Origin of the sequence: Flavobacterium sp. FlaQc-48, from assembly GCF_044007335.1 — a bacterium.
In the GTDB taxonomy this organism is placed as follows: domain Bacteria; phylum Bacteroidota; class Bacteroidia; order Flavobacteriales; family Flavobacteriaceae; genus Flavobacterium.
Genome location: NZ_JBIPCR010000009.1, coordinates 1 through 24,987 on the forward strand (window position 1 = coordinate 1; position 24,987 = coordinate 24,987).

The 24,987-nt window shown below is 37.4% G+C and carries 14 protein-coding genes; 10 read left to right on the top strand and 4 right to left on the bottom strand.

Going from position 1 to position 24,987, the window contains the following annotated elements; genetic code table 11:
* Together ACHRWY_RS15110 and ACHRWY_RS15115 are read left to right on the top strand one after the other, a co-directional pair.
* On the top strand, positions 1-160 hold a 160-nt coding region (locus ACHRWY_RS15110), incomplete at its 5' end, for a type IX secretion system membrane protein PorP/SprF (RefSeq protein ID WP_395355995.1).
* Positions 161-175: 15 nt separating this feature from the next.
* Complete coding sequence (locus ACHRWY_RS15115) at positions 176-2,107, top strand: OmpA family protein (RefSeq protein ID WP_395355755.1); 1,932 nt, start codon at positions 176-178, stop codon at positions 2,105-2,107.
* Positions 2,108-2,483: 376 nt separating this feature from the next.
* Here the strand turns inward: ACHRWY_RS15115 and ACHRWY_RS15120 are convergent, their stop codons facing one another.
* Positions 2,484-3,608: a glycoside hydrolase family 88 protein gene (locus tag ACHRWY_RS15120; protein WP_395355756.1), complete on the bottom strand. Its 1,125-nt coding sequence runs from the start codon at positions 3,606-3,608 to the stop codon at positions 2,484-2,486.
* 23 nt (positions 3,609-3,631) lie between these two features.
* Positions 3,632-6,430: a glycosyl hydrolase gene (locus tag ACHRWY_RS15125; RefSeq protein WP_395355757.1), complete on the bottom strand. Its 2,799-nt coding sequence runs from the start codon at positions 6,428-6,430 to the stop codon at positions 3,632-3,634.
* A 442-nt stretch (positions 6,431-6,872) separates the two neighbouring features.
* Here ACHRWY_RS15125 and ACHRWY_RS15130 point away from each other — a divergent pair, with 442 nt between their 5' ends.
* The 7 genes from ACHRWY_RS15130 (at position 6,873) to ACHRWY_RS15160 (ending at position 16,717) form a co-directional block, all read left to right on the top strand.
* A complete protein-coding gene (locus ACHRWY_RS15130; protein ID WP_395355758.1) occupies positions 6,873-10,016 on the top strand; it encodes a SusC/RagA family TonB-linked outer membrane protein in 3,144 nt (1,047 codons plus the stop codon).
* Between the two features lie 6 nt (positions 10,017-10,022).
* Entirely contained in the window at positions 10,023-11,549 is a 1,527-nt protein-coding gene (locus ACHRWY_RS15135; RefSeq protein ID WP_395355759.1) for a RagB/SusD family nutrient uptake outer membrane protein, read from the top strand.
* A 158-nt stretch (positions 11,550-11,707) separates the two neighbouring features.
* Entirely contained in the window at positions 11,708-13,240 is a 1,533-nt protein-coding gene (locus ACHRWY_RS15140) for a sialate O-acetylesterase (protein WP_395355760.1), read from the top strand.
* 41 nt (positions 13,241-13,281) lie between these two features.
* On the top strand, positions 13,282-14,352 hold the full coding sequence (locus ACHRWY_RS15145; RefSeq protein ID WP_395355761.1) for a glycoside hydrolase family protein: 1,071 nt from the start codon (positions 13,282-13,284) through the stop codon (positions 14,350-14,352).
* Positions 14,353-14,392: 40 nt separating this feature from the next.
* Positions 14,393-14,722, top strand: coding sequence for an L-rhamnose mutarotase (gene rhaM / locus ACHRWY_RS15150; RefSeq protein ID WP_395355763.1), 330 nt, complete (start codon positions 14,393-14,395; stop codon positions 14,720-14,722).
* 172 nt (positions 14,723-14,894) lie between these two features.
* Complete coding sequence (locus tag ACHRWY_RS15155) at positions 14,895-16,223, top strand: glycoside hydrolase family 28 protein (protein ID WP_395355765.1); 1,329 nt, start codon at positions 14,895-14,897, stop codon at positions 16,221-16,223.
* Positions 16,224-16,540: 317 nt separating this feature from the next.
* Positions 16,541-16,717, top strand: a complete 177-nt coding sequence (locus ACHRWY_RS15160) for a histone H1 (protein WP_072962226.1) — start codon at positions 16,541-16,543, stop codon at positions 16,715-16,717.
* 140 nt (positions 16,718-16,857) lie between these two features.
* Here the strand turns inward: ACHRWY_RS15160 and ACHRWY_RS15165 are convergent, their stop codons facing one another.
* Both ACHRWY_RS15165 and ACHRWY_RS15170 read right to left on the bottom strand, forming a co-directional pair.
* Positions 16,858-18,351 (bottom strand): rhamnogalacturonan acetylesterase, encoded by a 1,494-nt coding sequence (locus ACHRWY_RS15165; protein ID WP_395355766.1) that lies wholly within the window; start codon positions 18,349-18,351, stop codon positions 16,858-16,860.
* Positions 18,352-18,470: 119 nt separating this feature from the next.
* The gene (locus ACHRWY_RS15170; RefSeq protein ID WP_395355768.1) at positions 18,471-21,329 is read right to left on the bottom strand and encodes a glycoside hydrolase family 2 TIM barrel-domain containing protein; all 2,859 of its coding nucleotides are present in this window, start codon (positions 21,327-21,329) and stop codon (positions 18,471-18,473) included.
* Between the two features lie 230 nt (positions 21,330-21,559).
* Here ACHRWY_RS15170 and ACHRWY_RS15175 point away from each other — a divergent pair, with 230 nt between their 5' ends.
* Positions 21,560-24,967 carry a DUF4450 domain-containing protein gene (locus ACHRWY_RS15175; protein ID WP_395355769.1) on the top strand — a complete coding sequence of 1,136 codons (3,408 nt, stop codon included), beginning with the start codon at positions 21,560-21,562 and terminating at the stop codon, positions 24,965-24,967.
* The last annotated feature ends 20 nt before the right edge of the window (positions 24,968-24,987 follow it).

Sequence of the window (24,987 nt, forward strand, 5' to 3'; positions counted from 1 at the left end):
GATGGTGGGTTTTCAAATCACAGACGGGCTTTATTTGGGATACGGTTATGATCGTGAAACCACCAACCTGAACAATTACAATTCCGGATCACATGAAATATTCCTGCGTTATGAATTCTTCAAAAACCACGGTAAGATGACAACCCCTCGTTTCTTCTAAAAAAATAAAATGATTATGAAAAATTATACACTTCTCTGTCTAATGCTTCTGCCTGTTTTTTATAGCCATTCCCAACAATCAAAAGTAAACTCAGGTGATAAAAAATACGATGGTTATGCCTATATCGAGGCGATTAAAACCTATGAAAGAGTGGCTGATAAGGGATATAAATCCGAAGACTTGTTTAAAAAGCTGGGGAACTCCTATTATTTCAATTCAGATTTTAAAGATGCCGCCAAATGGTACACCGAACTATTTGCCATGAATCCCTCTCCTGAAGCAGAGTATTACTACCGCTATGCACAATCCCTGAAATCAACCGGACAAACCGATAAGGCCAATAAAATCCTGCAAGAGTTCAATGCCAAATATAAAAACGATTCCAGGGGGCAGCTTTATAAAGAAAACCTCAATTACCTGGATCAGATCAAAGCCAATTCAGGACGCTATAAAATTGAAGAAGCCGGAATTAATTCCAAATATTCAGATTACGGATCTTTTGTTTATGATAACAAAATATACTTTGCCTCTGCAAGGGATACGGGCAATTTTTCTCAGCGCAAACACAAATGGACCGGGGAATATTTTACCAATCTTTATTTTGCCGATGTCGATCCAACCACGCAAACGAGCTCTCAAGTCAATAAAATAAAATCTCAAATAAACACCAAATTTCACGAATCTACCCCGGTTTTTACCAAAGACGGAAAGACCGTTTATTTTACCAGAAACAATTATATAAACGGAAAGAAAGGAAAGAATGAAAATAAAATTACATTATTAAAACTATACAAAGCCACACTTGAAAACGGAAAATGGACTAACATTGCCGAACTTCCTTTTAACAGTGACAATTACAGCACGGCTCATCCGGCGCTTAGTGCTGATGAGAAAACCTTATATTTTGCATCTGATATGCCCGGAACGTTAGGCCAGTCGGATATTTACAAAGCAAGCATTAACACTAACGGAGAATTTGGGACACCCGAAAACTTAGGAAAAACCATTAATACCGAAGGCAAGGAAACCTTTCCGTATGTGACCAGTGAGAATGAAATCTATTTTGCCTCAGACGGTTATCCCGGACTTGGCGGACTGGATGTTTTTGTGGGTCAGCTTGAAGCCAACGGAACCGTGAGCGGTATTCAGAACCTGGGTGCTGATGTGAATTCCCCAAAAGACGATTTTGCTTACAGCATCGATCCGGTTTCCGGACGGGGTTATTTCAGCTCCAATAAAGATGGCGGACAGGGTTCTGATGATATTTATAAATTTCTGGAAACCCGCAAACTAAAGTGCGTTCAGGAATTAGAAGGAATTATTACCGATGTGCAGACAAACGCAATTTTACCAGAAACAAAAGTTACTTTATACGAGAATCAAATCATAAAAAACACTACAGTTTCAGATGCGTCCGGAGTGTATCATTTTGCTGTTGAATGTGGCAAGACTTATGCTGTCAGGGCCGAAAAACAAGATTATGCTACCAAAGAAATGAGTGTAACTATTGGAAAAGTAACCGGAAAAACCAGCCTGCCGATTGGTTTGGATAAATCAATCTGTAAAGTGACCATTGGGGATGATCTGGGAAAATGTTTTGCCATAAAAATGATCTATTTTGATCTGGATAAATCCAACATTCGAAGCGAAGCGGCCCTGGACCTTGAAAAAATACTCGATGTACTAAACAACAATCCGACGATGAAACTCGACATTCGCTCGCATACCGACAGCAGGGCAAGTCATCAGTACAACGAAGCCTTATCCGGCCGAAGAGCCCAATCAACCCTTGACTGGCTGGTTAAAAACGGAATATCCAAAAAACGATTAACCGGCAAAGGATATGGCGAAACCCGTCTGGTCAACAAATGTTCAGACGGAGTACCATGTACCGAAGAAGAACATCAAATGAACAGAAGAAGTGAGTTTATTATTTGGGGATTATAACGATTTGTAAGACTAAAAAGGGGAGTGCTTTATTTAAAAAATAAATAATCCGCTTATAAAATAAATGTCTTAAACTGTTATAATAAAAACTTTTACGGGTAGTTTTATTTAATTAGGTATGAGATCTTTGTAAAGAATATTAAGAACCCTTGTTAGAAGTAAAATTGTTAATTGTTTATTGTTTATTGTTAGTTCTTAATGTTTTTATTTTTAATATTTTGAAGATTTTTAAAAAGAGGACTTTGGTTCTCTTTTTTTTTGTCACATCCTACAATTGCATTTTAAAGAAAATCTAATACTGAAAATAAAAAAAATGTAGCATATTCTCAATAATATATACTACATTTTTTTGTTCATACTGCCATCAGTAACAGTACTATTTCATTTTGTAGATTTCAGAGCCTGCCAATAAAAAGCAGCCTAATCCATAATCTTCAAAATCAGGAGTTTTATCATACGATAAAGGCTGGCCATCTTTGGGTTCTTTTCCTGTAGATTGCAAATACCCTAAGAAACCATTCGTGTGTAAACTTTCGGTGGTAATGGCATTCCATGCTTTTTGAATGATGGGTAAATACGTCTCTTTTTTCAAAATACCACTATTGATTCCGTAAGCCATTCCGTATACAAATAAAGCCGTTCCGGAGGTTTCCTTTTCTCCAAAATGAGTTGGATCATGTAAACTAACATTCCAGAAACCATCGGTTCTTTGTATCGGGACCAAAGCTGCAGCCATAGCCTTTAAATCTTTTACATATTGGGCTCTGTGGGGTGCATTTTCCGGGATAATGGTAAGGACTTTTGCCAGTGCAGCCATTACCCAGCCATTTCCGCGGCTCCAATAACAATCTTCGCCATTAGGCTCTTTGTATGGAGGATCAAAATCAGCATCACGCCACCATAAACCATCTTTTGGGTTAAAAAGCCCATGATCACCGTGTTTATCTCTGGAATACAGGTACATCTGGTACATTTTTTCAAAATAACGATTGTCTTTTTCCAAAACCCCTAATTTGGCAAAAACCGGCATTCCCATTTGTATGGCATCAATCCAGGACCAGTCGTCTAATTGAGGCGTATTCAAAAGCATATTGATAGTGGCTTTTGTGTTTTTTAGTTTTTTAGGTTCCGGTTCTAAAATATACAAATCAATATAGGTTTGTGCTGCACAATAATTATCGGCGTTGCGGGTAGTATTCCCGCTATTAAATCCCCATTTATGGAATTCTGCCCACGAATAAGCATAATCATAATAAGCTTCTTTTGGAAAGATTTCATGCAATGCCATTAGCCCTTCATAATAAACACCACGCGTCCAGATGTTACTGGGACGTTCTTTATTAGTAATGATTGTTTTACCGGTTTCAGGCCATTTTTGCATAAAATAATCGTTAGCAAGAATCATTTGTTTCAGCACCAGTTTTTTGTCAAATGCTTGTTGCGCGTTTGTTGTGTTGGCACAGGAAAGGCATATAGCGAAAAGTAAAAGTAATTTCTTCATTTTTAATATTCGTTATTTAATAATTAGTTTTGTTGTTTTAATGGCGTAATGGTAACAGGGCCCAATAATCCCGAAGGCATAGGATTCCATTTTGTGGCATCGAATTTTTTATAATCCTTATCGACCATATTAATTTCATAGAAAATTTTCCATTCTTCCCCTTTTAATTCCTTGTCGCGAATTCTGTTAGCAGAAAGATTGGTGACCTGAATTTTTAGCCTGTTTTTTCCCGATTTTAATTGGTTCAGATTCAATTGATACGGAACTGACCATGCACTACCAATAAATTGATCGTTGAGCCATACTTTGGCGCTTTCGCGAACATCACCCAGGTTTAAAATCCAGTGTTCTGTTTTAGAATTTGGGTTATCAAAATCTAAAGTATATGTAGCAGTTCCTGAAAAAGCTTCGGCATCAGAATCTAATTTTGTCCAGGATTCCAAACTTGAAACGGTTGCGTTTTTGGGTAATTTTGGCCCGCCTTTGTCAAAAGTGATTTTCCAGTTTCCTTTTAAAGTAAGCGCATCACCAGCCGGTTCATAATAATTCCATTTTTTGTGTGAAGCTTTGTCTTCAGTCTTTAAAAAATAAGATTGTCCGGGTGCTATTTTTATTTTAACCAATGTGGTTGTAGCATTTTTAGTAACCATTGCATTACCGTAAGCGCTGGTTAAAGGATCGAGAATAACGACTTCCTTATTACCAATTTGCAACGGAATGTAAGTATCAATTGTTTTTGGGGTATGATTAACAAGATAATATATTTTTTCACCGTCAATACTTCTTCGGGTATATTTTAAACCTGTATTTACAAGACTTTCGGGGAATAGCTGCACATTTTCTAAAGCTTTAAAAACATCCAAAGCGGGTTGAATCGTCTCTTTATTTTGGGCCAGTATAGCCTGAAGTTTTTGTTCCTGATTTTTATAATCGTTAAAACCGGGAACAGATTCAGGTAATCCTTCAAATATAATAATGGCTCCGTCTTTTTTCAATTCGATTAATTTTTGCAAAGTGGCAACGGGCATTTTTTTGCAGGAAGGAACAATCAACGATTTAAAAGTGCCGCCCGGCAGCACAATATTTCCATTTATAACTTTGGCTTCCGCTATGAAATTATCCGAGATAAAATCGACCCCGTATCCTTTATTCATTAAACTTTTCGTTGTCGTATAAAAAGAGGTTTCATACAACCATTCTGATAAAGAATGAATTTTGAACTGAATAAATAAATTGCCTTTTTGATAGTGATCCCAAACATCATAAATAGGCCAGTACAACAGTATTTCGTTATCCGGTTTCCCTAATTGTAACAAAGACTGACAGTTGGTAATATAGGAAAACAGTGCGGGAGCATCTTCCCAAATACTGTTATTGGTATTGAAATTTACAGAAGCATAAAATTGCCAACCCGGCCAGGCTGCCCGCATTGGAGAATAAGTAGCACCATGAAGAAACACATGATTCACTCCGTTTAGCATTAAATCTTCAACTTCAGGTTTACACTGTGATAACGCTGTTTTAAAATGTTCTCTCAACCACGTAAACGTTTCAGAAGAAACCAGATTTTTACCTGAAATATGAGCTGCAGAAGATGAGAATTTCAGCATTACGGGATCGGCATCTCCTTCTCTAATATCTTCTTTTTCACGTCTGAAACCCGGAATATCAAATGGCATAGACCCAAAAGTCTCGCATTCCGGAATATCTGCAGAAGCGTATAAATCGATCAGGTTTCCCGGTGATCCATGGGCCTGAAGCTTGGTTTTGAAGTTTTTAGAATGTGCCCATTTTGTCCAGTTTTTATCAAATTTGTTCAATAGCAAATCCGCAATAGTTTCACGATAATCACTTCTGATTCGGTTACCCTCTTCGTTGTCAGTTTCATTCAGTAAAACAGGAAGTTGTTTTTTTAAATCATAACCTCGTCTGGCTTTGAATTCTTCAAAGAAATTGGGTGTAAAATCAGTTCCGTATACTTCAAAACTATCATTAAAAATAGCCCTTATTTTTCCTTCCCGACCTTTAAACGCAGTGTTAAACGGAACAACATAAGCATTCAGCGCTTCTTCAGAATAATGATCCAGTGTATACCCTTTTCCTCCCGGAGCAGCTCTTTTTACCTGCTGTCCGGTTTTTCCGCTAAATACGGCATATATTGTATAATCTGTTTTATTCGCTTTCCAGTTAAGTTTATTGGGTTCTGACAGGTTAGGCAATGCAACATGATTTCCTTCAATTCCTTTGTCCTGGGTGTTAATTTTATTCTTTTTTAACTGATCTGTTAAGTTTATATAAGTTCCGTCACTTCCGTAGGCTACCACATACAAAAGATCTGCGGGAGTTTTCTCTTTGCTGCTGTCAGCGATTATATTTTTACTGAAGGTTTCATTTTTTTTGATGCTGTATTTTTCTATAACCAGTTTTGTTGCAGCATAAGGCAAAGTAACATGTGAACCTCCGTAGGGCCATCCGGTTCCTAAGACCATGTCGACCTGCATGTTAAGGCTATCTGCGACATGAAGGGTATAATCTAACATTTCCATCCATTTTGGAGAAAGATAATCGATGAAATTATCTTCTTCGCCCTTTACACCATATATGGGCGTTATTTCAACACCGCCAATTCCGGCATTATGAAAATCCACCAGGCTTTTTTTCAGGTTAGGTTTGTCAACGGCACTTCCCATCCACCACCAACGGGACCAGGGCTGGCTTATGTTGCTGGATTTGGGCCACGGAGAGACTGTTTCCTGTGCAAAAGAACTAAAAATACAGCAAAAGAATAATGTAATAAAGAAGTTTAACGCGTTTCGTTTCATTATTTATTTAAAGGTTTTAGTTTGTACTGCACTACCGATTTTACAACATCACAAATGAGCCTGAGCTACTGTTTATTCTTTTGTAATAAAGTAAAAGTATGGGTAGAACATCAAAATGCTATCCTGTAGCATCCTGTTTTTTGTAATTATATTCAAAAACGAAATAATGATAAAAAACTTGTACTTGCTTATTATTTCGTATTTTTTTATGTAAATAAATATGAAATGCTAAAAAATATTTTATTAAAATTTTTAATATGATATTTATCGTTTTCTCAGTGAATTAAAGATTGTAAATCAGGCAGTTGTGAGGTTTTTGTGTTAAAATAAATATAAAATATTTTATAAGATGTTGAAATCTAGCAGGATACTACAGGATACTGTGAATGTGAGTTTTGGATAAGTTTGGAATAACTATTAAACTAACCAAAATTTAACTTTTATGAAAAACAAGCTTAATCTTTTGCTGATTATGGCCTTCTTTGCATTATTGCATGCATCGGGTTATGCGCAAGAAAAAACGGTTACAGGCACAGTTACTGATCCGTCTAAACTCTCCATTCCGGGAGTTAATGTAATTGTTAAAGGAACAAATCGGGGAGCCAGTACTGATTTTGACGGAAAATTTAGCCTGAAAGCTTCTGAAGGAGAAACATTAGTTTTTTCGTTTGTGGGATTTATAAAAAAAGAAATAAAAATAGGTGCCGCAAACACCTATAGCGTTTCTTTAGATGCAGAAAGTGCTAACTTAAATGAAGTGGTTGTAATTGGTTACGGAACTCAAAAGAAAAAATTAACCACAGGAGCAATATCAGGAATCAAAACAGAAAATTTTACCGAAAGGCCCATTTCCAGAATTGATCAGGGTTTAATTGGACAGGTAGCAGGTGTTCGTGTAAAACAAACTACCGGTTTGCCGGGACAGCCTTTTAGTATTGAAATCAGGGGAGCAGGATCTATTACTGCCGGAAACGAACCTTTGTATGTAGTAGATGGATTTCCTATTTATACAGAAGGGTCTAATAGTAATGGTGGATTTTCAAGCGGAAGCCCGTTAGATAACATGAACCCAAATGATGTTGCCTCTATTGAAGTGTTGAAAGATGCCGCAGCAGCTTCGATTTACGGATCAAGAGCATCAAATGGAGTCGTTTTGATTACCACTAAAAAAGGAAAAAAAGGAAAACCACAATTTACTTTTAATACCTACGGCGGTGTAAACAAAGAAGCCAACAGAGTAGATATGCTATCAGCACAGGGATGGATTGACAGGGCCAAAACGATGATCGATGCACAATGGGTAGGATCGGGTATTGCAGGTGCATCTGCCACTCAGAACAATGCTGAAAGAATTGCAGCTTATAATGCAAAAAATCCAACAGCACCTCTTAATACGGCTAACACCAGATACTATACGTATTTGTATGATGACCGTTGGGATATTCCGGGACATCCGGGATTAGATTATATCGACTGGCAGGATAAAGTTTTCCGTACAGGAGAATTTAACAACTACCAGTTATCTGCCTCCGGAGCAACAGATGTGGTAAATTATTATGTATCTGCCAATTATCAAAAAAATACGGGATACATCATTGGTACTGATTACACCTTGTTTTCTGCAAGGGCAAACGTTGATGTTAAGTTATCAGAAAGCTTTAAAATGGGAATTAACATAGCGCCTTCTTATTCCATCAAAAATGATCCCGGTGTAGAAGGAAAAGACAATACTTTATTTAAAGCCCTGACTGCAACACCGGTTTTTGAAAGCGCTTCTAATGCTGCCGGAGAAAAATATACCACACGATATGCCTGGGGAAGCAGTACAACTAATATGCTGAATGCTTTAGCCAGAACAGGAAAAAATTCCATGTACAGAACTTTAATTTCGACTTATGCCAGTTATCAGTTTGCTAAAGGATTTACCTGGAAGAGTACTATAAATTTTGATAACTCAGATAATACAAATGAGAGCTATACGCCAAATGATGTTCAGGCAAGCATCAGAGGAGCTTACAACACCTACAGAAGGCAGAATTTGGTCAATGAAAACACGCTGAATTACGATAAATCAATAGGCAATCATAATATTAATTTGCTTTTGGGGCAATCGTTTAGTTCTTATGAAATTATGAGATCTACACTTTCTTCGGGGGCACTTTACAACAGTTCGACTGTGGAGACGCTGCCAACAGGATCATTAGGTTCTACCAATGCTGAAAAAAGTACGCTGCTTTCTTATTTTGCCAGGTTACAATACAATTTCAAAGAAAAATATCTGATCTCAGCCAGTATCAGACGTGATGGTTCATCAAAATTTGGATCTGACAGACAGTGGGGTGTTTTTCCTTCCGTTTCATTAGGATGGAGAGTAAAACAGGAAGAGTTTATGAAAAATGCAGAATGGCTTACTGATTTAAAACTAAGAGCAAGCGGCGGTCTTAACGGAAGCAATAATATTGGAAGTTATGCTTCTTATGCCACGCTGGCCACTTACAATTATTCCATTGGCGGAGCAGCTGCAATAGGGCAGGGAGCATCCTCAATAGCAAACCCTTCATTGCACTGGGAAGAATCAAAAAGTGTTGATTTTGGATTGGATTTTGGAATTCTGAAAAACAGACTTTCAGGAACCTTTGAAGTGTACAGAAAAAATAATAGCGAGTTGCTTTTAAGAGTGCCTATCGTTGGGGCTACCGGATTTACAAGTTACCTGACCAATGTAGGGGAAGTGCAAAATCAGGGATGGGAATTTGAATTAAACTCTTTAAACGTTAAAACCCCTAGTTTCGAATGGAGAACATCGGCTAATATCAGTCATAACGAAAACAAGGTTTTGGCATTAGGTCCCGATCAGTCTAAAATTGAAATTAGTAATGCGTATGACGGAGGAGTACCTTTTATAAAATTAGAAGTAGGAAAACCAATGTATACGATCTTCGGGTTGCAACAAAACGGTGTAGTAACACAGGCTGATATTGATGCAGGAGGAACAACAATTGGAGGAAACAAACTGGTTTTAGGAGACCCGAGATACATTGACCAGAACGGAGATAAAAAAATCAATTCAGACGACCGTGTCGATTTGGGCAATCCAACACCAAAATATACCTGGGGAATCACCAATACGTTCAAATACAAAGACATCGATTTAAATATATTGGTTCAGGGACAAAACGGAGGTACAGTTTACGGACTAACCGGAAGAGCTATTGACCGTACCGGAATGGGATCAGTTGAAAATTCATTAAATGTAGATCCTGCCGTAAGAGGAAACTGGAGAACGTCTTTTGGATATCAGGCCAATTCAGATTGGTTGTATAAATCAGATTACGTTAGTGTCAGAAATATTACAATTGGATACAACCTGAGACAAGCCATTAAAGGTTTAAGCAGGATTGATAATATGAGATTGTATGTAACCGGAGAAAACTGGTTCTATTGGAACAAGTACAAAGTAGGTTTCAATCCCGAGGCAGTAAATACATCCGCAAGTTCAAACAGCGATTTTTCTGTACCGGTAGATTATGGAGGAGCTCCTTTGGCCAAATCTTTAGTGATCGGACTTAACATTAATTTTAATTAAAATAAAATGAAAAAATATATTTATTTACTAGCAGTAGTACTGGCCGTTACATCTTGTACAGATGAACTGACTCAGTTGCCATTATCTCAGGGAACAATAGAGAATTTCTATGCTACACCGGGTGATTTTGTTCAGGCGAGAAATGCAACGTATTCTGTAGCTTTTCACGGAATGGGAACCTATGGTTATGCCAACAGGGTTTTAAATTTAAGCGAAGTACGATCAGACAATTTGCTGGCTACCACACAAGCTTCAAGAGACTGGGAAGGAATCAATAGTTTTTACACGTCTATAAGTTCAAATACGTATGTAAAAGAAGCTTATATCAGTAATTATAACGCGATCAACAAAGCCAATCAGTTACTGGAAAAAATAACTGAAAAAGGAGATCAGATTTTTACCAATCCTGCTGATAAAGCCGCAATGACAGCCGAGGCCCGTTTTCTTAGGGCATTTTGTTATTTTGATTTAATCAGATGGTTTGGAAGAGTTCCTTTGATCGAAAAAACAATGACAGCAACCGAAGCCGCTAAAATAAAAAGAACCCCGGTTGCAGATGTTTACAAATTGATTATTTCAGACCTGGAATTAGCAATTCCGGACCTTCTTCCTGCGTATGATGCAGCCAATTACGGAAGGGTTACCAAATACGGGGCAAAAGCATTATTAGGTCTTGTGTACATGACACGTTCCAGCCCAACGTACGGAATCGACGGCGCTACACTTGGCCTAAACGAATGGGACAAAGCCTATCAGCAATTAAATGATATTAAAACCAGCGGATTATACAAGCTTGGAACAGATTACGATGCCATTTTCAAGATTGAAGGTAATGCAAACCTGGAAAATGTATTGACTATCCCGTACACGCAAAGCCTTCCTCTTGCTGTAGGCGGTAATTTTATGGTAGAATTGGGTTACGAGCCTTATTTTGCTTCAGTAAATTTATCAGCTCAGGGAGCTTTAGAAGCCAAACCTATTTCAACCGGTTTTCTAAACTTATTTGCTGCAACAGATAAAAGAAAGATTTTTGGCATTGCAACAAGTTATACAGTAGCTACCGGAACATATAAAGGAAGTTATACATTGCCGGTTTTCAAAAAATATATCGATCCTGCCCGATACGGAAACGGTCGTGAAGACTGGGGAGTAGATTTTATGGTAACACGTTATACCGATGTTTTAATGATGATGGCAGAATGCACGCTTCATGGCGGCGGCGGGTCTCAGGCTGATGTCGATGCCATTGTAAATCAGGTAAGAGCAAGAGCAGGCGTTCCGGAAAATGCGGCAAATATTACTCTTGATCAATTGTTTGAAGAAAGAAGAAAAGAATTCTTCTCAGAAGGAACAAGATGGTTTGACCTGATCAGATCCGGCAAAGCAGTCACCATCATGAATGCCTGGAAAGCAGCAGAAGATACAGAAGGAAAAATCAGAACAATCGAGAATAATTCATTGTTATATCCAATTCCGTTATCAGAGCTTTTAGCAGTTCCCGGACTTTACGAGCAGAATCCGGGTTATGATTAATGAAAATTGCCCCAAGTTGATTTTTGTTTTTTGAAAAGAGCTGTCTTTTTAGACAGCTTTTTTTTCATTTTCCAATCGAAAAAAAACAGGAAGGAACAGGATGCTTTTTCGGTTTAACTGCTTTAAATTTAAAGTTTTAGTGTCTAAAAATAATCTCTATGATTTACTTAAAAAAACATCTTTTATTTTTATTTGTTCTGAGTGTAGCCTGCTCTGTATCTGCACAGGTAAAACTACCGGCTTTAGTAGGCGATAATATGGTCTTGCAGCAAAATGCAAAAGTGAATTTATGGGGATGGGCAGCCCCAAACGAAAAAATAGCAATTCGTTTAGGATGGACAAGCATTCCGGTTGATATCATGGCAGATGCCAATGGAAATTGGAAAACAGCAGTAGAGACACCAAAGGGAAGTGAGAAAGCCTATGACATTACAATTGCTGCTTCTAATACAATCAGCCTGAAAAATATTCTAATAGGCGAAGTCTGGCTTTGTTCCGGTCAGTCGAATATGTTTTTTCCTGTGGGAAGAGAAGATAAAACCTGGAAAACCGGCGTTAAGAATTACGAAGAAGAAGTAAAAAATGCTGCTTACCCCAATATCAGATTGTTTACAGTTGCCCTAAATGCCTCGCCAACACCACTTGAAGATGTTACAGGAAGCTGGAAAATATGTACGCCTGAAAGTATACAGACATTTTCTGCAGTAGCTTATTTCTTTGGCAGGGATTTATACCAAAAACTAAACGTGCCGGTAGGTTTAATTTCAACTTCATGGGGAGGAACCAAAGCGGAAGCATGGACGGCTCAGAATATTCTGGAAGAAGAGGTTGCTTTTTTGCCCATTCTTCAGGAAGATGCAAAAAATGAAAAGTTGTATCAGGAAAAACTCGAAGCGTATTATTTGAACCTGACTAACGAACGAATTGCAAGCGCTGAAAATGCTCCAAAAGGCCAATTGAAAAAGCCTAAAAAAGAACCCAACAAAACGTCGTATGTATTGTATAATGCCATGCTTCATCCAATAGTAAATTATACCATAAAAGGTGTGATTTGGTATCAGGGCGAAAGCAATTCCGGAAAAGCTTATTTATACCGGAGTTTATTTCCGGCCATGGTCAAAAGCTGGAGAACAGAATGGAAACAGGGTGATTTCCCTTTTTATTATGTTCAGATAACACCCCATAAAGGACAAAATGCCGAAATACGGGAGGCGCAACTAATGGCTTTAAAAACAATCCCAAACAGCGGAATGGCGGTAACGACAGATGTTGGTGATGCGCAAAACATTCATCCAATAGACAAACAAACCGTTGGTTACAGATTAGCCTTAATTGCCCGTGCCAAAACTTATGGAGAAAGTAAACTGGTCTATTCAGGTCCCATTTTTAATCACATGAAAATTAAAAAACAAAAAGCACAGTTGTTTTTTGATTATGCTGAATCTGGTTTGAAAAAGAACGGAGAAGAACTGAAAGAATTTGAAATAGCAGGAAACGATCAGATTTTTTATCCGGCCGATGCTAAAATTGAAGGAAAAACAATTGTTGTTTCTGCTGCAAAAGTAAAAGAACCTGTAGCCGTTCGTTTTGCCTGGAAAGCCGTTCCGGAGCCTAATTTATTCAATAATGATAATTTGCCCGCTTCTCCTTTCAGAACAGATGATTGGGAAATTAAAACAGAGAAAAAATAAGTTGCTTTTTTTCTTAAACACATAGAAACATTCAGATTAAAATGAATAGAAGACAATTTATTATCGGAAATTCGCTGGCTGTTGTTGGCTTGTGTCTTCCGTTTTCGGTACAAGCCGGAAATTTTATCGATGATCCGAAGCTTTCTGATTTCGAAAAGAGACTTCGACCAGTTGGACGCGCCTTAGAATTTGAAGATTATTACGTTTGGTGCAACAGTCCAATTGAAGGCCCGGATGGCAAAATTCACGTATTTTTCTCCAGATGGCCCAAAGCAAAAGGAATGAGCGGCTGGATCAACAGTTCTGAAATAGCACATGCCGTTGCCCACCATCCCGAAGGGCCTTATGAATATATCAGTACTATTTTGGCGCCACGTGGTGAAGGATTCTGGGATGCAACAACCTGTCATAACCCGGCTATTCATTTTGTGGATGGTAAATATGCGCTCTTTTTTATGGGAAATTCGAACGGAAAGATGAATACCAAACGTATTGGTTTAGCGACTTCAGATTCTCTTTTTGGGCCATGGGAAAGACCGGCTAAACCTTTATTACTGCCTGGAAAAGAAGGCTCATGGGATGATCTTTTAACTACAAATCCTTCTTTTTTAAAACACCCAAACGGTGAATATTGGCTGTATTACAAATCATTGAATACAGAGAATTATGAACATCCGGAGTTTGCGGTAAAAGGCAACAGAAAATATGGCCTGGCTATATCTAAATCGCTTCAGGGACCTTATGAAAAATATAAACATAATCCGCTAATTGATTTCTCGAAATTAGGAGACAATAAACAATGCGAAGATGCTTTTGTCTGGTACGAAAATAAGAAATTCAAAATGCTGGCAAGGGATATGGGCGTTTTTGGGATAGATTACGGATTGTATATGGATTCTGATGATGGAAAACACTGGAGTGCTCCTCAAATTGCCTATCAGCCTTTAAATAAATACATCAAACAGCCCGAAGCCCCTAAACACCTGAACCGTTATGGTCGTGCAGAACGGCCGCAGTTATTGTTCCAAAACGGAAAAGCGACGTATTTATTTACTGCTTCGCAAGGAGGGAAATATGAAACAGCTTCAGCGTTTATTTTTAAAATAACATGACAACTATATTAAAGGATAAAGTAATTGATATCATTAAAAGATGGAAAATAATGCCACAGTTAGAAATGCTTTTACAATGAAATTAAAACCTGGTTTTGAAACGGAATATAAAGTACGTCACGATAAAATCTGGCCGGAGTTGCAAAAATTACTTTCAGATAGTGGTGTACAGGATTATTCTATTTTTTTAGATAAAGAAACAGGAACTCTTTTTGCGGTTCAGAAATTAAGCAAAGATTTTGACCCTTCCTGTTTACCCAATCATCCCATTGTGAAAAAGTGGTGGCATTATATGGCAGATATTATGGAGACAAATCCTGATCATTCGCCACTGATAAATCCCCTGAAAGAAGTTTTTCACCTGGATTAAATGATGGAATTGTTTTGAAATACTAAAAAAGGAACGTCGTTTTTCCGCGGAATGAGACCCGCGTGATAACCAACAGATGAGGTACATCATGACAGAAGCCTGGCATAGATTGGTGATTCTCTGTATGGAATTTCTATTCCAAAAAATAAAAAAAAAACTAATACCAGACCAAATGAAAAAGATCTTAAAAATCATAGTTTGCATTATTACTTTCACGCAAATTTCATTTTCACAGCAGTACACAAATGATGCATTTCCCGATGGAACAGAAATCACCAATTGGTTTAAGGATTATTCTAAAATCCAACTAAAAGATCTGGGCAAAAAATATACTATTACAGATTTTGGGGTAGGAAAGGACAGTACTAAAATTCAGACCGCTGCTATTCAAAAAGTGATTGATAAAGCTGCGGCAAACGGAGGAGGAGTTATTATAGTCCCAAAAGGGGTTTTCCTGAGTGGTGCTTTATTTTTTAAGCCTAAAACGGCTTTATATATTGCCGAAGGCGGAGTATTGAAAGGTTCTGATACTATTGCCGATTTCCCGATAATGCCATCCAGAATGGAAGGCCAGAACCTGGAGTATTTCCCTGCTTTGGTCAATGCGTACGGAGTCGATCATTTCTCGATCTCAGGAAAAGGAACCATTAACGGAAACGGGAAGAAATATTGGGAAGCCTTTTGGGAACGTCGCGAGGAAAATCCAAAATGTACCAATCTAGAAGTATCAAGACCAAGATTAGTCTTTGTATGGAACTCGAATGACGTTCAGATCCAGGATGTAAAACTGATCAATTCAGGATTTTGGACGAATCATTTTTATAAATGTAATAATGTAAAATTACTTGACCTTTATATTTTTTCACCACATGTTGGCGTGAAAGCACCAAGTACAGATGCTATTGATATCGATATTTGTACTAACTTTTTAGTAAAAGGCTGTTATATGTCCGTCAATGATGATGCTATTGCTTTAAAAGGCGGAAAAGGCCCTTATGCGGATCAGGATAAAAACAATGGACCCAATGCCAATATTATTATCGAAGATTGCACTTTTGGATTCTGTCATTCGGCATTAACAAACGGAAGCGAATCCATTCATAACAAAAATGTGATCATGAGAAATTGTAAAATCGATGGGGCTTCGAGATTGTTATGGCTCAAAATGAGACCCGATACACCACAACGATATGAATATATAAGAGTTGAAGACATCAAAGGAGAAGCCAAAACAGGTTTAGCCGTTTTTGCCTGGAAACAATTTTTTGATTTAAAAGGACGTCCGGATGTTCCCTTATCTTATGGAGACCATATTACCTTAAAAAATATTGAGCTCAAATGTGATACTTTTTATGGAGTAGAGAATGATCCTAATGTTCGTTTATCGAATTTTACTTTTGAGAATTTAAAGATTGAAGCCATTAAAACCAATATTGATAAAAGCTTAATAAAGGGAGTAAATTTTAAAAATGTTTACGTAAATAAGCAATTAGTGGAGTAATTTTTCCCCAAATTCTCAATTTATTTTTGACTTTTTCAGGTTCAAAAGTTAAATTTTAAGACTATTGGTCCTTTTTTTTAAAGAAAATCAGATTTATTTTAGAGAGCTCCTTAATCGCTGTAAAGGTGTTTTTGCGGCTTGATTCCTGAATAAGTAATTGATCTGTAGTTGATTGTGTTTTCTGGGTTCGTTGAGAAATAGCGAAGTAAATTTAATGTTAATTTAAAGTCTAAAAAACAGTGATAATTTTAACGTGAAATATGTTGTAACTATCATTCAAACTTTTATTTTTGCGCCTTAATTTAATACTTATAAGCATGAAAGATCTATTAGGAAAAATCCACGCCGAAATTGAAACATTTAAAACAGAAGCTGAATCTTTAACAGAAAAAGGTGTTAAAGCTGCTGGAGCAAGAGCTCGTAAATCTACTTTAGAAATTGAAAAACTTTTAAAAGAGTTTAGAAAAGTTTCTATCGAAGAATCAAAAAAATAATATTTTTATTCAAAATAAAACCTCGTTTAATTACTTAAACGAGGTTTTTTTATGGGATAAAAATTGAGGGTTAAAAGGTACATGTTAGAAATGAAAAGAGATAATACCTAATCGGCAACTTGCCATTCACGCTTTACAGCTTATAAATAATCCTTAAGGCTACAATTTTTTAATTTCTTAATACTTTCTGAAACCGTTAAAGCATTAAAATTCGCCCCTTTTAAACCGGTATGCGTGTGATCTTTTGGGAAAAATGCCTTTACTTTTTCTTTTCCCAGCGCGTCATATTGAAGCGCTACGATTTCATTTAAATCAATATAAAAGACATTTTCTTTATCTGCAACTTCTTTAGACCATTTACCATACGTATCATTTCTGCGTTCTGCCTTATTATCTGGCCATTCGTTTCTTGGTGTTTGGCTTAAAACAATGGGTATGGCACCTTTTTCTTTGGCTTCCCGAATGAATTTCGTCATATACCACCCAAAAGTATGTACAATTTCTTTGGAACCATCAGGTAAGGTTACTTCCTGAGTTTCGTCACCATTTCCTTTTAAGGAACCTCTGAATTTTTCTTTATCAATTGCTCCTGCATCGTTATGCCCAAACTGAATTAGTATAAAATTTCCGGGTTGCAGTTGGTTTTTTACTTCATCCCAAAGGCCTTCATGATCAAAAGTTCTGGTACTTCTTCCGCCTCTTGCTTTATTGATTACGTCAATACTTGTCGTATCGCAGTAGGCAGGAAATACAACTCCCCAGCCCACAGCATTTGTGTCATTATTATTTGCCATAGTAGAATCTCCAATTAAAAAGACTTTTTTCTTCGGCGGAAGAATGATTTTAGGATCTTTTAAAATATAATTCTTCAGGGAATTTTTACTTTCTTTCAATTGATCGATAATTACCGAAGCCGAGAGCACAGCACCTTTTGCTGAGGTATGCGTATGGTCTTTTTTATAAAAATAAGTTCCCGTTACTTTTTGTTCGCCCAGTTTTTCCATTTCAAGGGCCATTTTATCATTCAGATCGATAAAAGTTACTTTTTCCTTATCGGCAATTTGTTTTGCCCATAATCCGTAAGAAGTGTTGTTACGAGGTACTTTTCCGTCTTTCCAGTCATTTCTGGGAATTGGAGAACAAACAATCGGAATCGCTCCTTTTGATTTGGCTTCACGGACTATTTTTTCAATATACCAGCCGTAACTATGAACCGTTTCGTGTTTTTTAGTCAGGATATTATCAATTTCTTCCGTTTCATTTCCAATGCCTCTTATGGTTCCGCGTGCACGAAGGCTATCGTTTATTGGCCCATCATCATTATGCCCGAACTGAATCAGCACATAATCGCCTTTTTTGAGTTTGTTTAAAACAGCATTCCATAAACCTTTATCCTGAAAAGTACGGCTGCTTGTGCCGCCTAAAGCGTGATTTTCGATCGTAACTTTTGTAGTATCCAAAAACTGCCCTATATAATCTCCCCAACCCCAAAGTCCGCCAGAACCATCACCTTTACCATTTTTTACGGTAGAGTCGCCTACAATGAATACAGTTGGCTTATAGTCTTCTTTTAATGTAAAGTTGAAAAATAGTAAAGCCAGAAATAAGAAAGTGAGTATTCTAATTGATTTCATAATTGAATTGTGAATTTTAAATTGTGAAATGTGAAATGTGAAAACAGAATATCGAGATTTGTCAAAGTTGAAAACTTTGACAAACCTGAAACCTGAAACCTGAAACCTGAAACCTGAAACTAAAAATCCCCCCTAAAATCAAACCACAAATTCATCATAATCCCATCATCACCGCTTTTAATCCTGATATTGGAAGGCTGACTTTGTGGTCCTTGTTGTTCTAAGGGTTTGAAATCTCTCATCGCCGGAATTTCATACATAAAAGAGATATCCCCCTCAGGAAATGCCGGTTGAGGATAACTTCCCGGAAAGGCATTTTTAGGTAAATCGGGTGTGAATAATCTCAAAAATAAGTTATCAGATTCACTAAAAACCTTAAACGATGCAGTTCCGGCTTTTAGATTCGCTCCTAACAAATTGGCATGATATCCTTTAAATTCAGGATAAATAAGATTCTCAAAACTTTCGCCCGTTATGGTGTTATTATAATCCTTCTCCCAAATCCCGTAAGTAGTTCCCTTAATTCGGTTTTTCCAAACATGATATGGGCCTCTTCCAAACCATTTAATACCGATAACTTCTTTTTCAGGAAAACTGAATGTAATTCCGAAAGCGTTGATTTTATCTTCAAAAAAAGCGCCGTCAAAACCTTCTCCGCCAGAAGCATTTTTTAAGGCAAGTAATTCCATTTTAAACCGTCCGTCTGGTTCCATAATCCATTTAATGGCAGATAATCCTCCCGAATAGTGTACTGTCAAAACTGCTTTATCTGCTTCTTGCGAAATTTCAATGTCTTTTAGTTTGGTTTTCATTCCAATAGGACGAGGACCGTTGGTTAACGGAATAATTGAGGTTCCGTTTTTAATTGATGTAATTTCTCCATTTGAAGTGTCAAAAGTTACTGAAACATTATTTCCTTTTAACGTAATTTCATTTCCGGCTTTTACAGCTGAGGCTTTTGCTTTTGTAGTTTGAACGGCTAAGAATTTTTCAGCATAAAATCTGGCTTTATGAATAGGCCAGGTCCAGGTATAAATTTCTATATTGAACTGATCATAAGCTGAAATAGTCAAAATATCACCTTCAGAAAAATTACCCGGCACATCAAATTTAATTTGACGTGTTTCACCCGGATCAATAGCCGGAATTTCAATTTTACCTGCACTTATTTCTTTTAACAGGCCATTTGTATAAAGAACGTTTTTCTCTCCTTTAAGAACTTTAAAATCCATTTTACAGGACTTTAGATTAGTAAAAAGATAATCATTAGAGATTAAAAACGATCCGTCAAAACCTTCGGTAACTTGTTTGGGTTGAAACTGAATTGGCGCCCAAACTTCCTTTACGGTATAATAACTTCCTTCTCTTTCGCGATGAGGTCCCAAAATTCCATCTGCGGCAAGCGAACCTTTTGAATCAAATTTAACATCGCCCGCCCAGTCAGAGCGTTTTACGGCCTCGTCGAGCATTGCCCACATAAATCCACCGGCAAACAAGGGACTTTCTTTATAGCGGTTCCAGAAATCTTCCAGAGCCGCTCCGTGACCGTTATCGTAAGTCCCGTGCATAAATTCAGTGGGGAAAAATACATTTTCACCCGCATTAAAACGATGCATTCCCGTTAAATAAGTCGGATAATGATGCGTGTCCCAACCATTAAAATCGGCCCACGGATGAATTACAATTCTTTTTTGCGGATCATTTTCGGCAAAAACTTTATCGACATTATAATTCCAGCCGCCTTCATTACCATTATCCCAAATAATTACGGAGGGATGATTGACATCGCGCGTTATCATTTCTTTAACCAGTTTAGTTCCGGTTTCAGTATCATATGGGTTTTGCCAGCCTGCCAGTTCATTGAGAACAAAAAGGCCCAATGAATCACAAACTTCTAAAAAGTGATCATCAGGAGGATAATGCCCGCGAACCGCATTCATATTCATGCCTTTGATTAGTTGGACATCCATTTCGCTAATGCGCTTGCTTGTGCTTCGTCCGCCTTCAGGCCAGAACGAATGACGGTTGATTCCCTTCATGATAATTTTGATACCATTGACATAAATTCCGTCCTGTTTTTTAAACTCCAGCGTTCTGAAGCCTATTCGTTTGTTATAGTGATGCAGTACAGTTCCGTTTTGTTTTAAAACCAATTTCAATTCGTATAAATTCGGGGATTCAGGATTCCATGGTTTTATATTTTTCCATTGTGCCGCAATCGTTTCTTTGGTACTTTTGGCTTTAATTGGAAAAATAAAAGTTTCAAATTTTTCGCCCTCTAAACCTTTAAGCGAAGCTTCTAAAATGGCATTTTTAGGAATGTTTTTAAGAGTCAGATCAACCGTAACCGAACCATCCATTTTCGGGTTTACAGCAATATTTTCAATATGTGTTTTAGGGGAAACTTCTAACCAGACCGGACGATAAATACCACCAAACAACCACCAGTCGGCGCGACGTTCTGCTGCATTTACCGATTTATTGGCAGAATGTTTCCAGACATGAACTTCTAAAATATTTTTAGAACCCCAGTTTAATAAAGAAGAAATATCATATTTAAATTCATAAAAACCACCCTGATGGATCGCTCCCGCTAATTTTCCGTTTATTTTCACCTCGGTATCGGTCATCGCACCTCCAAAAGCAATCAACACTTCTTTATTTTTATAAGCTAAAGGAACCTCAAATTCATATTTGTACAAACCTTCTTCCTTGCTGGGTTCTTTTTGGTTGAGTTCTTTGTACCATCTTCCATACGTATATTCACCAAAACCTTCTAATTCCCATTGTGAGGGAACATTTATTTTGGACCATATTTTACTGTTATTTCCATCAGTACAATAAAAATCCCATTGTACAGGATGCTCAAAATCTTTTCCGGAAAGATAAATTTTATCCGTTTGTTGCGCACTGCTTTTACAAATAAATAAAAACAGTAGAACGGCACTATAAATCTGAATTCTTTTTTTTGATTGCATAGTTAATTTGATGTTATTTCAAAACTAGGAGTTCTGTATTTATATAGTATCCTGTACTATGATGTTAAAATGTTGAAAAATTATAAATTACGATTTTATCAAAATCAGGTAGGTACAGGATACTATACCACTAAAAAACAAAGAAATTGCATCTGCATTACGGAATTAATAAAATTAGAACAGAATAATTTTGTTATTCGAATTTATGAATTATTCATTTTTATAGCTTTATGAAAATTAGACAGTACTTTATTCAAACTCTTATCGGCTTATTTTTAGGTTCAATTGTAACGTTTGGACAGGAGAATAAAGCACTGCGTAAAATACATTATGCACCGGAAGGAAATAGTTTTGTTCTAAAAAATGGTACCCGAAAATTCAACAGGGCATTATATGGTTCTAATACAGGATTTAGGGTTGAGGCTGGCGATTTGCCCGAATTTGCTATGTACATGCCGGGAATGGGAGGGAACTTTAAGCTCGGTTTAATAAACGGAACAGAGAGTAAATGGATTACCGAAGCTGCAAAAATAGATACCCGTTACGTTTTAGGCACGATGCAATATACAATTGAAGATCCTGTTTTAGGAACCGGAAAATTGTTTATAGATGTTGTAGCCTTAAAAGAAGACGAAGGGTTTATTGTAAAAGTACACGGTAAAAACGTAGCCAAAAAGACGGGTCTGATATGGGCTTTTGGTGGTGCAACCGGAAAAAAGTTCAGTCGTGACGGAGATATTGGTGCAGATCCCGAATCGGTTTTTTATCTGCAGCCCGAGTACTGCATCAATAATAAATACATCATAAAAAAGCAGTCTTTTCTCTTAGATTATGGCTCCGAAAGTAATAAACAGAAAACCGGAAATACTAAAAAACTGACCGGATTTTTTCCCGAATCAATTACGCATCTCGCTAATGCTAAAATGCAAGATAAGCCACTGGAGCTTTTTGATTCAAATCCCGAAGCCCTGACTCTTATTACGGGAAAAATAAAATCGATTTCAGAAAAAGGAGATTACTGGTTGTTTGTGACGGAGGATTCCAAAACGAATTACAATCTAAAAAGCATTGCAGAACTTTATGAAAAATCAGTTAAGCAAACACAGCTTTTGGCCAACAGAGTAAAAGTTTCTACTCCCGATCCCTACATAAATACTTTAGGATCTGCACTCTCGATAGCAGCTGACGGAATTTGGGAAAGCCCGGCTTATCTTCATGGGGCTATTGCCTGGAGAATGTATTTAAATGCCTGGCGAGGTGCTTATACAGCTGATCCTTTGGGCTGGCACGATCGGGCCAAAACACATTTTACCAGTTACAGCAATTCACAAGTGACAAGTCCTGAGAGTGGCCCGATCGTATTAGATGAAGAAAGAAATTTAGCGCGCCAGAAAGAAGAAATGGGAACTTCCATGTTCAGCAGCGGATATATTAGCAGAAGTCCGAATAAAAATAATGTGGCACATCATTATGATATGAATTTGGTTTTTATAGACCAAATGCTCCGACATTTTAAATGGACAGGCGATACCACATTCATAAAAGAAATGTGGCCCACAATCCAGCGACATTTAAACTGGGAAAAAAGAAATTTCGATCCTGATGGCGACGGATTGTACGATGCATACGCGTCAATCTGGGAGAGTGATGCTTTGCAATACAGTGGTGGCGGGGTCATTCATTCTTCGGCGTATAATTATTATGCCAACAAAACCGTTGCTCAAATTGCAAAGAAAATTCAGCAGGATCAAAACCCGTTTGAAAAAGAAGCTGATAAAATCCTAAAAGCCACAAACAACCAGCTTTGGATTGCCAATAAAGGAATTTTTGCCGAATATAAGGATGCACTAGGGAATAGATTACTGCACGATTCTCCCGGAATCTGGAGCATTTATCACACAATAGATTCAGAATTGTCGAACCCTTTCGAGAGTTATCAAATGTTAGACTATGTTAACAATCAAATTCCCCACATACCGATTTCGGCAAAGGGTTTGGATAAAAAGGATCTTTATGTCATTAGTACGACCAATTGGCAGCCTTATACATGGTCGACAAATAATGTGGCTTTGGCTGAACAATTGCATACGGCATTGGCTTTCTGGCAAGGCGGACAATCGGAAAAAGCTTTTACCATGTGGGAAAGTGCCCTCATAGAAAGCATCTATTTAGGCGCTTCGCCAGGCGGATTTGAGCAGTTGTTGTATCAGGATGCCATGCGTGGCGAATTGTATCGTGATTTTGCCGACCCAATTGGTATGGCGTCCCGGACTTTGGTCGAAGGACTTTTTGGGATCCAGCCCGATGCATTGGCGGGAATCTTAACGATCAAACCGGGTTTCCCTGAAAAATGGGATCAGGCTTCTCTGGAAATACCGGATGTTTCCATTGATTTTAAAAGAGAAAATAAAGAAGAAAAATATGGGATCAAAAATAAGCTTTCAGCTAAAATGAATTTAAAGCTCATTTTGAATTCACCTTATGAAGCTGTAGAAAGTATTTTTGTTAATGGAAATTCCGTTTCATGGAAAACGGTTTCAGAAAACATCGGAAATCCAAAAATAAGTATTGAAGTACCCTATAATGCGGTTTATGATATTACAATTAAATGGAAAGGAGAGGTTCCGGAAGATGTTAAATGGAAAGGAGATTATAGTTTGAATGAAGTTCTGGACCTGAAAACGTCTGAGGCTAAAATTATTTCAATTTATGATCCGCAATCAGTTTTAAGTGAAATTTCAAAAACAGAACATTCGCTTAGGGCAAAAGTAAATTCGGTTGGTGATAAACTCTTTTTTATGGAATTGAAGCAAGGTGAATTATCATGGTGGAAACCTGTTCAGGTAAAGATAAAAGCCGAAAGCCAGTCGGATAAAATAGTTACAAACCGGGATCTTCCGTTGCATACATCAAAAAAGGCAGAAACCATTTCGCTAACATCATTTTTTAATGCAAAAGTGACAGATATTTTCAATTACGAATATCTGTCGCCAAGACCGCAAACAGTGACTTTACAGCTTCCAAAACAAGGTATTGGAAATTGGTGTTACCCGAACATTTCCGTAAAAATAGACGATAAAGGCTTACGTGAAAAAGCAAAAGCCAATGGACAGATTACCATGCCAAACGGAATTCCGTTGCAGACGCCTTCTGATGAGAATCTAAAAAATATTATCTTCACATCCATGTGGGATAACTTTCCAGAAAGCATTACTATTCCTTTAAACGGAAAAGCTTCGCACGCTTATTTTATGCTTGCCGGAACAACAAACCCAATGCAAAGCCGAATCGTAAACGGTCAAATAACAGTTAATTACACTGATGGGACCTGCGAAACTTTACAGCTGAAAAATCCCGAAAACTGGTGGCCAATCGAACAGGATTATTTTATTGATGGTCTGGCATTTACAACAGATGCCCCAAAACCACCAAGGGTTTATTTTAAAACAGGGGAAATTTCAAGAGATTTTGCAGCTTTCAAAACCATAAAAGGATTTACCAGTTACGGGGTGGATGGCGGTGCAGGAACAATTTTAGATTTGCCATTAGATGAAAATAAAACATTAAAAAACCTGACTTTAAGAACCATTGCCAATGATGTTGTGATTGGTTTGATGAGTTTGACTTTAGCGAGGTGATTATAAAACGTAAACATATA

What these genes read in the sequence shown, in the direction of transcription:
- ACHRWY_RS15155 (WP_395355765.1), top strand. Translation starts at nt 14,895, where the DNA reads ATGAAAAAGATCTTAAAAATCATAGTTTGCATTATTACTTTCACGCAA.
- ACHRWY_RS15160 (WP_072962226.1), top strand. Translation starts at nt 16,541, where the DNA reads ATGAAAGATCTATTAGGAAAAATCCACGCCGAAATTGAAACATTTAAA.
- ACHRWY_RS15135 (WP_395355759.1), top strand. Translation starts at nt 10,023, where the DNA reads ATGAAAAAATATATTTATTTACTAGCAGTAGTACTGGCCGTTACATCT.
- ACHRWY_RS15120 (WP_395355756.1), bottom strand. Translation starts at nt 3,608, where the DNA reads ATGAAGAAATTACTTTTACTTTTCGCTATATGCCTTTCCTGTGCCAAC.
- rhaM (WP_395355763.1), top strand. Translation starts at nt 14,393, where the DNA reads ATGGAAAATAATGCCACAGTTAGAAATGCTTTTACAATGAAATTAAAA.
- ACHRWY_RS15170 (WP_395355768.1), bottom strand. Translation starts at nt 21,329, where the DNA reads ATGCAATCAAAAAAAAGAATTCAGATTTATAGTGCCGTTCTACTGTTT.
- ACHRWY_RS15115 (WP_395355755.1), top strand. Translation starts at nt 176, where the DNA reads ATGAAAAATTATACACTTCTCTGTCTAATGCTTCTGCCTGTTTTTTAT.
- ACHRWY_RS15130 (WP_395355758.1), top strand. Translation starts at nt 6,873, where the DNA reads ATGAAAAACAAGCTTAATCTTTTGCTGATTATGGCCTTCTTTGCATTA.
- ACHRWY_RS15165 (WP_395355766.1), bottom strand. Translation starts at nt 18,351, where the DNA reads ATGAAATCAATTAGAATACTCACTTTCTTATTTCTGGCTTTACTATTT.
- ACHRWY_RS15145 (WP_395355761.1), top strand. Translation starts at nt 13,282, where the DNA reads ATGAATAGAAGACAATTTATTATCGGAAATTCGCTGGCTGTTGTTGGC.
- ACHRWY_RS15175 (WP_395355769.1), top strand. Translation starts at nt 21,560, where the DNA reads ATGAAAATTAGACAGTACTTTATTCAAACTCTTATCGGCTTATTTTTA.
- ACHRWY_RS15125 (WP_395355757.1), bottom strand. Translation starts at nt 6,430, where the DNA reads ATGAAACGAAACGCGTTAAACTTCTTTATTACATTATTCTTTTGCTGT.
- ACHRWY_RS15140 (WP_395355760.1), top strand. Translation starts at nt 11,708, where the DNA reads ATGATTTACTTAAAAAAACATCTTTTATTTTTATTTGTTCTGAGTGTA.